This window comes from Streptomyces inhibens, from assembly GCF_003389455.1.
GTDB lineage: Bacteria > Actinomycetota > Actinomycetes > Streptomycetales > Streptomycetaceae > Streptomyces > Streptomyces inhibens.
On record NZ_QUAC01000244.1, the window covers coordinates 19,001 to 32,296 of the forward strand.

The 13,296-nt window shown below is 72.8% G+C and carries 11 protein-coding genes; 5 read left to right on the forward strand and 6 right to left on the reverse strand.

Going from position 1 to position 13,296, the window contains the following annotated elements; all coding sequences use genetic code 11:
• Nucleotides 1-257: 257 nt before the first annotated feature.
• On the forward strand, nt 258-1,328 hold the full coding sequence (locus tag DY245_RS31600; RefSeq protein WP_181923960.1) for a S1 family peptidase: 1,071 nt from the start codon (nt 258-260) through the stop codon (nt 1,326-1,328).
• A 106-nt stretch (nt 1,329-1,434) separates the two neighbouring features.
• Here the strand turns inward: DY245_RS31600 and DY245_RS31605 are convergent, their stop codons facing one another.
• The 3 genes from DY245_RS31605 to DY245_RS31615 form a co-directional block, all read right to left on the reverse strand.
• Complete coding sequence (locus tag DY245_RS31605) at nt 1,435-2,268, reverse strand: metallophosphoesterase family protein (RefSeq protein ID WP_128510629.1); 834 nt, start codon at nt 2,266-2,268, stop codon at nt 1,435-1,437.
• Between the two features lie 76 nt (nt 2,269-2,344).
• Entirely contained in the window at nt 2,345-2,785 is a 441-nt protein-coding gene (locus tag DY245_RS31610; RefSeq protein ID WP_128510630.1) for a subtilase-type protease inhibitor, read from the reverse strand.
• Nucleotides 2,786-3,195: 410 nt separating this feature from the next.
• Entirely contained in the window at nt 3,196-3,900 is a 705-nt protein-coding gene (locus DY245_RS31615) for a TetR family transcriptional regulator (RefSeq protein ID WP_128510631.1), read from the reverse strand.
• 116 nt (nt 3,901-4,016) lie between these two features.
• Between DY245_RS31615 and DY245_RS31620 the strand changes: the two genes are divergently transcribed.
• The gene (locus DY245_RS31620) at nt 4,017-4,787 is read left to right on the forward strand and encodes an SDR family NAD(P)-dependent oxidoreductase (RefSeq protein WP_128510641.1); all 771 of its coding nucleotides are present in this window, start codon (nt 4,017-4,019) and stop codon (nt 4,785-4,787) included.
• Nucleotides 4,788-4,884: 97 nt separating this feature from the next.
• Here DY245_RS31620 and DY245_RS31625 read toward each other — a convergent pair whose 3' ends face one another.
• Both DY245_RS31625 and DY245_RS31630 read right to left on the reverse strand, forming a co-directional pair.
• Nucleotides 4,885-5,208: a nuclear transport factor 2 family protein gene (locus DY245_RS31625; RefSeq protein ID WP_128510632.1), complete on the reverse strand. Its 324-nt coding sequence runs from the start codon at nt 5,206-5,208 to the stop codon at nt 4,885-4,887.
• A 129-nt stretch (nt 5,209-5,337) separates the two neighbouring features.
• On the reverse strand, nt 5,338-6,411 hold the full coding sequence (locus DY245_RS31630) for a YhgE/Pip domain-containing protein (protein ID WP_128510633.1): 1,074 nt from the start codon (nt 6,409-6,411) through the stop codon (nt 5,338-5,340).
• Between the two features lie 224 nt (nt 6,412-6,635).
• Between DY245_RS31630 and DY245_RS31635 the strand changes: the two genes are divergently transcribed.
• Nucleotides 6,636-10,229: a DNA polymerase III subunit alpha gene (locus DY245_RS31635; protein ID WP_128510634.1), complete on the forward strand. Its 3,594-nt coding sequence runs from the start codon at nt 6,636-6,638 to the stop codon at nt 10,227-10,229.
• Nucleotides 10,226-11,311, forward strand: coding sequence for a DNA polymerase Y family protein (locus DY245_RS31640; protein ID WP_128510635.1), 1,086 nt, complete (start codon nt 10,226-10,228; stop codon nt 11,309-11,311). The genes DY245_RS31635 and DY245_RS31640 overlap by 4 nt, the downstream gene beginning before the upstream one ends.
• A gap of 48 nt (nt 11,312-11,359) precedes the next feature.
• Here the strand turns inward: DY245_RS31640 and DY245_RS31645 are convergent, their stop codons facing one another.
• Complete coding sequence (locus DY245_RS31645; RefSeq protein ID WP_128510636.1) at nt 11,360-12,016, reverse strand: pyridoxamine 5'-phosphate oxidase family protein; 657 nt, start codon at nt 12,014-12,016, stop codon at nt 11,360-11,362.
• A 339-nt stretch (nt 12,017-12,355) separates the two neighbouring features.
• On the opposite strand from DY245_RS31645, the gene DY245_RS31650 reads away from it, so the two are divergent.
• Complete coding sequence (locus tag DY245_RS31650; RefSeq protein ID WP_128510637.1) at nt 12,356-13,261, forward strand: esterase/lipase family protein; 906 nt, start codon at nt 12,356-12,358, stop codon at nt 13,259-13,261.
• Nucleotides 13,262-13,296: the final 35 nt, after the last annotated feature.

Genomic DNA, 13,296 nt, shown 5'->3' on the forward strand with positions numbered 1-13,296 from the left:
GTCCGCACTCAGGACGACGTGCGCGGATATCGGTGTGTCCATCGTGTGGTGAAAAGGTGAACTCCCGTATGCAAGACCGGAACTCGGTCTTGTGCACGAGTGAGACGGGTGGGAATACTCGGCTCCGCACGTTGGCATGGACGCGACTCCCCGAGGCGCTGCTCCGCGGGGCGGAGCCGTTCGTGTCCCGATTCTCACTCTCCGGGCCCGTGCAACTCCCCACAGTTCGGGCCCATCCCCCCACGGGAGGCTCTGAGTTGAAGCACCGACGCATACCCAAGCGGCGCGCCGTGATGGCAGGCGCGGGAGCGCTTGCGCTCGCCGCCACCGCCACTGTCACCCTCGCCAACGCCAATGCGGCCCCGGCCCCCACCCCCACGGTGGCCAAGCTGACCTCCGCCGCGGCGAGCACCCTGGCGTCCCAGTTCAAGACCGGTACGGCCGGCGCGTTCTACGACGCCAAGGCGAAGAAGCTGGTGGTCAACGTCGTCAGTGAGGCGGCGGCCAAGGTCGTACGGGCGAAGGGGGCGGAGGCCAGACTCGTCAAGCACACGCTGGCCCAGCTCGACGCGGCCCGGCAGACGCTGAAGTCGAAGGCGACCATCCCCGGCACGGCCTGGGGCGTGGACCCGCAGAGCAACAAGGTCGTGGTGACCGCCGACCGTACGGTCAAGGGCGCCGAGCTGGACCGGCTCACCAAGGTCGCCAAGAGCCTCGGTGACAAGGTCGAGGTCCGCCACAGCAAGGGTGAGTTCAAGCCCTTCATCGGCGGCGGCGACGCGATCTGGGGGAGCGGTGCCCGCTGCTCGCTCGGCTTCAACGTCGTCAAGGACGGCCAGCCGTACTTCCTGACGGCCGGCCACTGCGGCAACGCCGTCAAGAGCTGGTCCGACCAGCAGGGCGGCTCGGAGATCGCCACCACCGAGGACTCCAAGTTCCCCGGCGACGACTACTCCCTCGCCAAGTACACCGGTGACACCGCGCACCCGAGCGAGGTCGACCTCTACAACGGCAGCACGCAGAAGATCACCAAGGCCGCGGAGGCCACCGTCGGCGAGAAGGTGCAGCGCAGCGGCAGCACCACCCAGGTGCACGACGGCACCGTCAAGGCGCTGAACGCCAGCGTCAACTACCAGGAGGGCACCGTCGACGGTCTGATCCAGACCGATGTCTGCGCCGAGCCCGGCGACAGCGGTGGCGCGCTCTTCGACGGTGAGAGCGCACTCGGCCTCACCTCCGGTGGCAGCGGCGACTGCTCCGGCGGCGGCGAAACCTTCTTCCAGCCGGTACCGGAGGCCCTGGAGGCCTACGGCGCGCAGATCGGCTGAACCGGCACGGCACACCGCGCCGACCCGCGCGGCGCGCACGGCGCAGAGCACGGCACCGGCCCCCGGACCCGCACCACGTCCGGGGGCCGGCGCCGTCCCGCGGCGCTCAGTCCGCCGTCCGCCCCTCGGCTGCCCGCCCCTCCGCCGCGCGTCCGTCGCCGGGCCCGAAAGCGGCCAGCGCCTCCTCGGCCGAATGCCGGGCCCGTACATACGTATCCGCCCAGGCGGCCGCCGAGGGATAGCGCGATTCCCGGGCAATACGGGCGCAGGCGGTGTCGTAGTCGAACGGAGTGTGCCGCAGGGTGACCGCCCCGCCGCCGGGCCCCAGCAGCGCCCAGTGCGCGCCCGGTCTGCCGTACGGCATGCCGACGCTGCCCGGGTTGACCACCAGCCGCCCGTGCGTGAACCGCACATACGGCATATGGGTATGCCCGCAGACCACGGTCCGTACCGCATCGGGCACCTCCTTCAGCACCTCGGCCCAGCGCTCGGGCCGGGAGTCGACGAGCACCATCTCCTCGTCGTCGCGCGGGGTGGCGTGACAGAAGAGGACCGGCCCCAGCCCGGCCACCTCCAGCGTCGCGATGGCGGGCAGTGACCGCAGGAAGTCCAGGTCGTCCGGGCGGAGTTGGTCCGCCGCCCAGAGGCCGACCGGATCCGCCGGGTCGTCCTCCTTCCCCGTCCGCAGGGCCGCCATCTCGCGGTCGGCGTTCCCACTGATCCACACGGCGCGGTCGCCGAGGCCGCGCAGTAGATCCAGGGTCTGGCGGGGGAGCGGCCCGGCGAGCAGATCGCCGGTGAGCACGATGCGGCCGGCGGCGCGTACGTCCGGCTCGGCGAGCACCGCCTCCAGCGCCGGCAGCACACCATGGATGTCGGAGAGCACGGCAACGCCGGTCCCCTCCGTCGGGCCTTGCGGCCGCGGTGAGTTGAGAGCCATGCGCCGAGCCTAGGACGCCGAACGCAGCGGTCCCCGGGCACCGCCGTCCGGTGCCCGGGGACCTCGACCGGTCCGGTCAGAACTCGAAGACCGAGCCGCTGCCGTCGGTCATGGCGCAGGAGTTGGCGAAGGTATACGTGTACGACACCCGCTTGCCCTGCCATACGCCGTCCGCGGTGACCAGTATGGGGTCCCACTCCTTGGTGCACAGTCGCTCCGACGCGGCTTCGGTCACCGCGCGGAAGTCACCTGCCACCGACCGCAGTTGGGCGCAGGCGGCTCTCGGCGCCGGGTGGCTGCCGGTCGCCACCGGTGTACAGCTGAGCGTCACCGCGCGCTGCACCGTGGCGGTCTCGCGACTGGTGCCCTGGCCGACCGTCAGCACCAGTTCCGTCGGGGCGTAGAGCCCACCGCTGCGCGCGGGCTGCGCCGGTGCGGCGGCGGCCTGTGCGGTGGTGGCCAGCGTGCCCAGAACCAGCGCCGCGCCGAACGCGACCGCCCCAGTGATGTACCGCATGACGAACACTCCCTTGCTCGAAGGTGCAGATACCGGACGGGAGTCTGGCCCAACCGCACCCCGAAAGCATCCCGGGTGCGCACGCGGCGATTGCTTTGAGTCGTTAGATGAAAGCTGAGCGTAATGGCGCGAACATTTCGGGGATGTTACGGAGGAGTTGTGAATAAATGGTGCGCAGCCAGCGGGGATGCCGTGTCGGTCATGCTTCCGGCAAAAGCCGCACGGACCCGGAAGGAAGGGATCCGGCCGCCGACCGGCCGTTCGGGCGGGTTTCGATCTCCGGCGATTGGCCGAAGAGGGGGGCCGGAGGAACCCTCCGCGCCGCCGGGGGTTCCCGCGAAGGTAAGAACCCCGACTCCCGCCGTCCTACCGGGCCCCTTGCGCCGTCTTACCGGGCTCCGTGCGTCGCCCTACCGGGCTTCCTCGCGCCGCCCGTTCGGCCCGTTCGCCCCGTCCAGCTCGGGCAGCCCCGCGGTCAGCGCCCGCATGCCCCGCGCCACCAGCTCGGCCGGCCCCTGCGGCCCCTCCGCCGGCTCGTCCCCCGCCGCCCACTCCTCCACCGCGACCCGCATCGCGGTGTTCGCGGCGGCCGCGGCCAGCCGTACCTCCAGCGAGCCGGCGCCGGTCAGCCGTGCCAGGACCGGCGTCAGCGCCTCCTCGGAGTCGTGGTGCACCCGATGCCAGACCGCCCGCAGCGCCGGATCGCCCGGCATCACCCGCAGCAGCCCGCGGGTCCGGCGCAGCGCCTCCGCGGCCGGCTCGTCGGCGGGGGTCAGCGCCCGGCGGGCCGCCCGCTCCAGCACCTCGCGTACGGGAGGTGCGCCCGGCCCGGCCGGCGGCGCGGCCAGATCGTCGATCCACTGCCGCACCCCGACGGCGAGCAGCGGCGCCACCGCGTCCTCCTTGGTGCGGAAGTAGCGGTAGAAGGTGCGCAGTGCGACCCCCGAGGCGCGTGCGATCTCGTCCGCGGTGACCGCGGCGCCGCGCTCCGCGAACAGCGCCGCCGCGGTGCGGGCGATCTCCAGCTGGGTCTCGGCCTTGCGCCGCTCGGTGAGCGAGGGGCGGGAGGGACGGGAGGGACGGGAGGGCGGTGCGGTACGGGGCTCGGGGGGCATGGGATCAGCTTACGGAGCGCGACGACAGATCGGCATGTCATGCGAGAGTGGCACGTCATGCCACTTAGGCGTACCGTGCATACGCACCTTGAGAATGGAGCAGCACCATGAACCGCTTGAACCGCTTCGACGGCCGCCGCGTACTGATCACCGGCGCCGGCTCGGGCATTGGACAGGCCACCGTCCACCGGATCCTCGCCGAGGGCGGCCGGGTGGTGGCGGCGGACATCGACGCCGCGGGCCTGCGGCTCACCGCCGAGCGCGCCGCCGCGGACGGGGCCGCCGGCCGGCTGGAGACCGCGGTGCTGGACATAGCCGACGAGGCGGCGGTCCGCGCCGGTGTCGCCGCCGCGGTGGCCGGCCTCGGCGGCCTGGACGTCCTGGTCAACGCGGCCGGCATCCTGCGCTCCGCGCACACCCATGAGACCAGCCTGGACCTCTTCAACAAGATCATTACGATCAATCTGACCGGCACCTTCCTGATGATCCGTGAGTCGCTGCCCGCCCTCCTGGAGGGCGAGTCGCCGGTCGTGGTCAACTTCAGCTCCACCTCCGCCTCGTTCGCGCACCCGTACATGTCGGCGTACGCGGCGAGCAAGGGCGGCATCCAGTCCATGACGCACGCCATCGCCGCCGAGTACAGCAAGCGGGGGCTGCGCGCGGTGTGCGTGGCGCCGGGCTCCATCGCCAGCGGGATGACCAGCGGCCGCGGACCGGGCCTGCCCGAGGACGCCGATATGACCTTGTTCGGCAAGCTCGCCCCGGCCATCGGCGAGGGCTTCGCGGGCCCCGAGACCGTCGCCGGTGTCATCGCGATGCTCGCCTCGCAGGACGGCGCGTTCATCACCGGCACGGAGATCCGGATCGACGGCGGAACGCATATGTGAGCCGTGGGGGGTGTGCGCGGTAGGGCCCGGGTGGGGGCGTGTGCGGTCAGGCCCGGGTGGGGCGTGTTCGCTCTGACCCGGGTGGGGCCGGGGCCCGTCAGGCCTGCCCGGTCTCGAAGCGGCTCACCTTGCCGTCCTCGATCGTGAACTGCCAGTGCGTACGCATCTCCTCCCAGGTGTCATTGCGGTAGTTCGCCACGAGGGACAGCCCCCCGTCCGCCTCCGACTGCACATCCATGTGCCCGCGCGTGGCGAAGATCTCCCGCTCGCACCACTCCCGCAGATCCCGGTCGGACCCGTCGTCGGACATCGTCGCGCCGGGCGCGAGAGCGGCGAAGAACGCCTGCTCGTCGTGGCCGTTGATGGCGGTGACCAGGTCACGCACCGCGGGGTGGGACAGCCGGTCGGCGGGGATGGTCATGATGCTGCTCCTGGGTCTGGGGCTGGGTCTGAGTCGCCGTCGCCCCCTGGTGGTGCAGCGTGTTTTCCACGGGGCGCGAGCGGCTACGCGCCCCGGGGCGGCATTCCATCCGTTCGGAGCGGGACGGGCTCAGCCCGGTAGCCGCTCGCCCTCCTTGCGGCCGCCCTCCGCCCCGTTGCCCTCCTCCTTCTTGCGGAAGACCGAAAGGACGAGGGTGATCAAGGTGCCGCCCACCGCCCAGGCGGAGAGCACCAGCAGCGGTCCGGTGATCGCGTTGCCGCGGAAGTAGGCGAGGGAGCGCGCCGTCCAGGTGCCCGCGCCCGGAGGGAGGGCGGGGCCGATCGCGCGCCAGAACGGGGGGAGCAGGGGGTAGGGGTAGGCGCCGCCCGCGCTCGGGTTGCCCAGGATGACGATCAGCAGGATCGCCAGGCCGATGCCGATGATGCCCAGCAGGGCCTGGCAGGCCAGGGTGGTGGCGCCCACCGCGAAGACGACCAGGGCGCCGAGGCCCCACAGTCCGAACAACGAGCCGGGCAGCGCACCGAGGACCGGTCCGACGACGATCGCGCCGGCCAGCCCGGCGACGATCGCGTACAGGGCGAGCGCGGCCAGCCGGATGACCGCCCGGTGCCCGTTTGAGGGGCGCGCCCCGGCGCTGATCGCGAGGATCGCCGCGCACAGATAGCCGCCGACGCACCAGCCGACCACCAGGTAGAAGGAGGACAGGCTGCGGCTGTCGCCCGGGTTCGCCGGGGTCACATCTCCCGTGCGTACGGTGCGGTGCTGCGACTTCTCCGCCGCGCGGACGACCAGCTCGACCGCCTGGGAGAGCGAGGCGCCGCCACCGCCGGCGACCAGCAGCCGGTCGGTGCTGCCGCGCGGGTCGACGATCAGTGCGCCGGCGATCTCCCGGTCCGCGATCAGGCGCAGCGCGTCGCGTTCGGAGGCCACCGCCCGGGCGTCCAGGGGGGAGCCGGGCAGCCGGTCCAGTTTCCCCACCAGCTGCCGGCTGACCTGCGCGGGGGCGACCACGCCGAACGGTACGTCGGTCGGCCTGGGGTGGTGGAAGGCGCCGGTGTACGACGTGATGAACGCGATCATCAGGCCCAGTACACCGAGCACCAGCAGCGTGGCATGGGGCGTCACCGCGCTTTTGACCTCCCCGAGGAAGGTGGTGCGCGTGCCGTCGTCCGTCGTGGCCATGCGCCGCTCCTCGCCACACTTCGGCTGCCGGTATGGGGCTTTTGCACGCCTATCTTTCGGTAGGCGGGAGGGGCGTGCCGGGCGGGCGGGGCCGATCGGCGGATGGCGGGGGTCGGCCCCCGGCGTGTTGTTCGTACGAATGTTCGATGAGCGGTTATGGTGGAGGGGAGGAACGAGGGACACAAGGTCAGTCGGGGGGGGCGGATGAGGCGCAGGAGGTGCGGATGCCCGGGTTCACGCATCTGCACACCGCTTCGGGGTACTCCCTGCGCTACGGCGCCTCCCATCCGGAACGGCTCGCCGAGCGCGCCGCCGAACGCGGGATGGACGCCCTCGCACTGACCGACCGGGACGGGCTCTCCGGAGCCGTACGGTTCGCCAAGGCCGCCGCCGAGGCCGGCATCCGCCCGCTGTTCGGCGCCGAACTGGCCGTGGCGGAGCGGGAGTCGGGACCCGCAGCCGGCACAGTCACCGTGCGCCGCCGCACCCCGGTGCGCGGCGGTGCGTTCCTCGACGAGTCCGCCGCCCGCGCCGTCTTCCTGGCCCGCGACGGAGCGGCCGGCTGGGCCGCCCTGTGCCGGCTGGTCTCGGCCGCCCACACAGGCCGGGGCGAACAGCCCGTCCTCCCGTGGAGCGCCCTGGAACCCCTCACGGACGGACTGACCGTGCTGCTCGGCCCGGACTCCGAGGTCGGCCGGGCGCTGGCCGCCGGCCGCCCGGACCGCGCCGCCCGGATCGTCGCCCCCTGGCGCGAGCTGTACGGCGAGGCGCTGCGCCTGGAGGTCGTCGACCACGGGCGGCCCGGCAGCGGCCCCGGCTCCCCGCGGCTGGCCGCCCGCACCCTCGGCTTCGCCGTCGAACAGGGCATCCGCGCCGTCCTGACCAACGCGGTCCGCTACGCCGACCCCGGCCAGGGCCCGGTCGCCGACGTCCTGGACTCCGCCCGCCGCCTGGTGCCGGTGGACCGGCACCGCCCCGAGGCCCGGGACGGCGGCGAGCGCTGGCTCAAGGACACCGCCACGATGAGCCGCACCGCCGGGCGGATCGCCGAGGCGGCCGGATTCCGGCGCGGCCTGGCGCACCAGCTTCTCGCCATGACCGAGGAGACCGCGGGCGAGTGCCTGGTCGACCCGCGGGACGACATCGGGCTCGGCCGGATCCACTTCCCCGAGCCGCGGCTGGTCGGCGCGGAGCACCGCACCGCCGCCCGGGTGCTGCGCTCGCGCTGCGCCGCCGGGATGGTGCTGCGCGGCTACGACCGCGACCGCGTGCGCTGGGAGCGGCTGCACGAGGAGCTGCGGACGATCGAACGGCTCGGCTACCCCTCGTACTTCCTGACGGTTGCCCAGGTCGTCGACGACATACGGGAGCGCGGCATCCGGGTCGCGGCCCGCGGGTCCGGCGCCGGGTCCCTGGTCAACCACCTCCTGGGCATCGCGCACGCCGACCCGGTCGAGCACGGGCTGCTGATGGAGCGCTTCCTGTCCGAGCGGCGGGCGGCGCTGCCGGACATCGACATCGATGTGGAGTCCGCGCGCCGGCTGGAGGTCTACCGCGCGATCTTCGACCGCTTCGGCGCGGAGCGGGTCGCCACGGTCTCGATGCCCGAGACCTATCGCGTACGGCACGCCGTACGCGACGTGGGCGCCGCCCTGGGCATGGACCCGGCCGAGGTGGACCGGCTCGCCAAGGCCTTCCCGCACATCCGCGCCCGCGACGCACGGGCGGCGCTGGCCGAACTCCCGGAGCTGCGCGGGGTACGGGAGGCCGGCAGCGAGCGGCTGTGGCAGCTGGTCGAGGCGCTGGACGCCCTGCCGCGCGGTATCGCCATGCACCCCTGCGGCGTGCTGCTCTCCGATGCCACCCTGCTCGACCGTACGCCCACCGTGCCCACCAGCGGCGAGGTCCCCCATGGCCTTAAGGGCACGGGAGGTGCCCCCCTCGCCATGTCCCAGTTCGACAAGGAGGACGTGGAGGACCTCGGGCTGCTCAAGCTCGATGTGCTGGGCGTACGGATGCAGTCCGCGATGGCGCATGCGGTCGCCGAGATCGGCCGGGCCACGGGGCACCGGATCGATCTCGACGACCCCGCACAGGTGCCGCCGGGAGACCCCGCCACCTACGACCTGATCCGCTCGACCGAGACGCTCGGCTGCTTCCAGATCGAATCACCGGGCCAGCGCGACCTGGTCGGCCGGCTGCAGCCGGCCACCTTCCACGACCTGGTCGTCGACATCTCGCTCTTCCGGCCGGGGCCGGTCGCCGCCGACATGGTGCGGCCCTTCATCGAGGCCCGGCACGGCCGCAAGGCGGTCCGCTATCCGCACCCCGACCTGGAGGAACCGCTGCGCGAGACCTACGGGGTGGTGGTGTTCCACGAGCAGATCATCGAGCTGCTGCGGATCATGACGGGCTGCGCCCGGGACGAGGCGGACGAGAAGCGGCGCGCGCTGTCGCATCCGGAGCTGCAGGGCAGGGTGCGCGTCTGGTTCGCGCAGCACGCCGAGCGGCGCGGTTACCCGTCCGAAGTGATCGCGCGCACCTGGGAGATCGTCGAGGCCTTCGGCTCGTACGGCTTCTGCAAGGCGCATGCGGTGGCCTTCGCGGTGCCCACCTACCAGTCCGCCTGGCTCAAGGCGCACCACCCCGCGGCCTTCTACGCCGGACTGCTCACCCACGACCCCGGGATGTACCCGAAGCGGCTGCTGCTCGCGGATGCGCGGCGGCGCGGGGTGCCGGTGCTGCCGTTGGACGTGAACCGGTCGGCGGTCGCTCATCGAATCGAACTGGTGTCCGGTAATGGTGGCTCGGGCGGCGTCTGGGGGCTGCGGCTCGCGCTCTCCGACGTCCATGGGATGAGCGAGGCCGAGGCGCGGCGGATCGAGGCCGGGCGGCCCTACCGCTCGCTCCAGGACCTGTGGCAGCGGGCCAGGCTGTCCCGCCCGGTGGCCGAACGCCTCGCCCGGGTGGGCGCGTTGGACTCCTTCGGCGCGAACCGCCGGGACCTGCTGCTGCACATCGCCGAGCTGCACCACCACCGACGGAGCGCCTCCGGCGGACAGCTGGTGCTGCATACGGAGCAGGAGGCGATGGCCGATGTGGTCGAGCCGGTGGGGCTGCCCGACCTCGGCGAGGTCGAACGGCTCAGCGCCGAGCTGGGCGTCCTCGGCATGGACGCCTCCCGCCATCTGATGGCTGATCACCAGGAGTTCCTCGCGGAGCTGGGCGCGCTGCCGGCCCGGCTGCTGCGCAATGCCAGGCACGGCGAGACGGTGCTGGTCGCCGGGGCCAAGGCGGCCACCCAGACACCGCCGATCCGCTCCGGCCGCCGGGTCATCTTCACCACCCTCGACGACAGTACGGGGCTGGTCGACTGCGCTTTCTTCGATGACAGTCATGCTGTTTGCGCACACACCGTCTTCCACTCCTGGCTGCTGCTGGTGCGCGGCACGGTCCAGCGGCGCGGTCCGCGCAGCCTCAGCGTGGTCGGCGCCGCTGCCTGGAACCTCGCCGAGCTGGCCGAACTGCGCCGCGAGGGCGGCCTGGAGGCGGTCGTCGCCCGTCTCGCGGCGGGGCGGAACCAGGGGGCGGGGGCGGCGGACGAGGTGCCCGGGGCGGAGCCCGGGAAGGACGGGGACCGGGACGAGGACCGGGATCGGGACGGGGGCCGGGAGCCCGAGCCGGTCGGCGCCCCCGGCCGCACCATCCGGCTGGAGACCGGGTACGAGCTGCACCCGTGGGCCGACCTCCAGCCCCCGGGCGAACGCGCCGCCACCGGCCGCAAGTTGTGGCACTCCAGCCCAGGGAGCGCGGGATGACCCCCGGTGCGGAGCCCCGCGGCGCCGCGCGGCCGCCGGGCATGCTCCATGTACGGTTCCGGGCCGTCGGCGACACCCCCGTGAGCGCCGGGGAGTTCGAGCAACTGCTGCGGCTGCTCGCGCAGTTCACGCCGATGATCGAGGCGCTGCCGCCGGACGCCGCGCTGGCGGACGTACGCGGTGCGCTGCGCTACTTCGACCGGGACGCCGCGGGCATCGCCGAGCTGGTGCGGCTGCGCGCGCTGGCCTGGCACGGCGTACGGTGCACGATCGGGATCGCCGCCAACCCGCTGCTCGCCCGGATGGCGGCCCAAGAGGCGGCACCCGGAGAGATCCGGGTCGTGCCCGATGACGCCGAAGCCGTCACCGCGTTCCTCGACCGCCGGCCGGCCTCGGCGCTGTACGGCGTCGGCCCGGCGACCGCGCGCGCCCTGTGTGCGTACGGACTCGACAGCGTCGGCCGGATCGCCGCCGCACCGCCCGCGACCCTGCAACGGATCCTCGGCGCGAAGACGGGCCGGGTCGTATACGAGCGGGCCCACGGCATCGACCCGACGCCGGTGACGCCCAATGCCGCCGCCCGCTCGATGGGCGCGGAACACCGCTTCGCCCACGACGAGTTGGATCCGGCCAGGCGCCGCCGGGCACTGCTCTCGCTCGCCGACGGCCTCGGGGCCCGGATGCGTGCGAGCGGGCAGGTGGCCCGCGCGCTCACCCTCACCGTCCGCTACGCCGACCGCTCCACGACCATCCGCACCCGGCGGCTGGACGGTCCGACCGCACACGGGCCCGCGCTGACCGAGGCGGCCTATGCGCTGCATGCCGCGCTCGGGCTGCAGCGCGCGCGGGTACGGTCGGTGGCGCTGCGCGCGGAGGATCTGTGCCGCGCCGAACTCGCCGCGCGCCAGCTGACCTTCGACCCCGCCGACGACAAGGCGCACCGCATCGAGGCGGCCATCGACCGGGCCAGGGCACGCTTCGGGACCGGGGTCCTCGGGCCCGCGGCGACGCTCGGCGGGGCCGGCCCCACGCCCCTGCCCCCGGGCACGAAGCCATCCGGCCCCGGGGCCGGGCGGCCTTAGCACCCCGGCCGGCGGGCCTTTGTACGTCAGCCGGCCGGCCTCGGCGCCTCAGCCGTAGAGCCGCTCCGCATACCCCGGCCCGTAGTGCTCCTCCAGCTCCTCCAGAGACCTGTCCTGGGCCTCCAGGCTCTTGACGATCCGGGCCCGCGAGGGCAGCGCCTCCGGCTGCCAGGTCTCCGGCTTCCACAGATCCGAGCGCAGAAAGGCCTTGGAGCAGTGGTAGTAGACCTCCTCGACCTCCACCAGCAGCGCCAGCCGCGGACGGTTGCCCTTGACGATCAGCTCGTCGAAGAACGGGGCATCGCGCAGCACCCGCGCGCGGCCATTGATGCGCAGGGTGTCGCCGCGCCCCGGAAGGACGTAGTTCAGCCCGACATGCGGATTGCCGAGGATGTTCAGCAGGCCGTCCAGGCGCTTGTTGCCGGGGCGGTCCGGGATCACCAGGGTGGTGTCGTCCAGGACGTGGGTGAAGCCCGCGGGGTCGCCCTTGGGGGAGACATCGCACCGGCCCTGCGCGTCCGCGGTGGCTATCAGGCAGAACGGGGAGCGCGCCAGCCACTGACGGTCGAGCTCCTGCAACCGGTGGCGGGTCTTGTTCGCGGCATGGGAGCTGGGCTCACCGATCAGCTCGCGCAGCTCCGCCTCCGACGCAATCTCCTCGATCCCCGTCAGATCTACGGGCCGATCCGTCCGCGCCGTCTCCATGGGTGTCTCCCCTCACGCCACTTCCCTGGTCAAGGCGTTACCGACTGTACGGGACGGGACCGACAATCGGCCCGGCCGTGACGTAGGGGGCACGGCATCCTGAGGCCGTTGCGGTCCGGCGCGCTTCCGTCCGCCGCGCATGCACGATTCGGGCGCCGTGCACCCCGGACGTCCGGTGAGAGTTGTGTGTCGTTTCCTTCACCGTCGCACCGCTGGTACGCACTGCTTACCCGGCCGTAACTTACTTGCCAGTCAACTGCGTTGGCCCTTGCGATCCGGATCGCAGGTGAACGGCTCACCGAGCACTTCGGAGTCCCCTCGCCCCGCAAGGAGCATCGTATGAAGCTGCGCTGGTCACGAACGCTCACCCTCCTCCCCGCCCTCGCCCTGGCCTTCGGTGCCACCACTACACCCGCCGCTGCCCACCCGTCGCCCGCCACCACCCCGGCCGGAGACGCTTCGCGTCGCCCCTCTCGCCTTGCCTCCACCGTCAGCAGCGGCTGGAACAACTACTCCTGCAAGCCCTCCGCCGCGCATCCGCGGCCGGTGGTCCTGGTGCACGGCACCCTCGGCAATTCCGTGGACAACTGGCTCGGTCTCGCGCCCTACTTGGTGGCCCGCGGGTACTGCGTCTTCTCCCTGGACTACGGTCAACTGCCCGGCGTCCCGTTCTTCCACGGGCTGGGTGGGGTCGATGCGTCCGCCCGGCAGCTCGCCACGTACGTCGACCGGGTGCTGGCCGCCACCGGGACGCACAAGGCCGATCTCGTCGGGCACTCGCAGGGCGGCATGATGCCGCGGGTGTACCTGAAGTACTACGGCGGCGCGGACAAGGTGAACGCGCTGATCGGGCTGGCCCCTGACAACCACGGCACCGACCTGGACGGCCTGACCCGCCTGCTGGACCACTTCCCCGGCGCCAAGGAGTACCTCGGCAAGCTGACCCCGGGGCTGACCGACCAGATCGTCGGCTCCGACGTCCTCAACCGCCTCAACCAGGGCGGCGACACCGTCCCCGGGGTGCATTACACCGTGATCGCCACCAAGTATGACGAGGTGGTCACGCCCTACCGGAGCGGGTTCCTCGACGGCCCCGACGTGCGCAACGTCCTGCTCCAGGACCTCTGTCCGGCCGACCTCGCCGAGCATCTGGCCATCGGGCTCGCCGACGGCGTCGCCTTCCACGAGACGGCCAACGCCCTCGACCCGGCCCACGCCACCCCGACCACCTGCGCCGGGGGCTGACCGGGAGCCGGCCCGGCCCCGCCGCCTTGGCGGGG

Excerpts from the sequence above, each read along its gene's own strand:
- DY245_RS31635 (WP_128510634.1), top strand. The coding sequence starts at position 6,636 with ATGCCCGGGTTCACGCATCTGCACACCGCTTCGGGGTACTCCCTGCGC.
- DY245_RS31615 (WP_128510631.1), bottom strand. The coding sequence starts at position 3,900 with ATGCCCCCCGAGCCCCGTACCGCACCGCCCTCCCGTCCCTCCCGTCCC.
- DY245_RS31645 (WP_128510636.1), bottom strand. The coding sequence starts at position 12,016 with ATGGAGACGGCGCGGACGGATCGGCCCGTAGATCTGACGGGGATCGAG.
- DY245_RS31610 (WP_128510630.1), bottom strand. The coding sequence starts at position 2,785 with ATGCGGTACATCACTGGGGCGGTCGCGTTCGGCGCGGCGCTGGTTCTG.
- DY245_RS31625 (WP_128510632.1), bottom strand. The coding sequence starts at position 5,208 with ATGACCATCCCCGCCGACCGGCTGTCCCACCCCGCGGTGCGTGACCTG.
- DY245_RS31630 (WP_128510633.1), bottom strand. The coding sequence starts at position 6,411 with ATGGCCACGACGGACGACGGCACGCGCACCACCTTCCTCGGGGAGGTC.
- DY245_RS31650 (WP_128510637.1), top strand. The coding sequence starts at position 12,356 with ATGAAGCTGCGCTGGTCACGAACGCTCACCCTCCTCCCCGCCCTCGCC.
- DY245_RS31605 (WP_128510629.1), bottom strand. The coding sequence starts at position 2,268 with ATGGCTCTCAACTCACCGCGGCCGCAAGGCCCGACGGAGGGGACCGGC.
- DY245_RS31640 (WP_128510635.1), top strand. The coding sequence starts at position 10,226 with ATGACCCCCGGTGCGGAGCCCCGCGGCGCCGCGCGGCCGCCGGGCATG.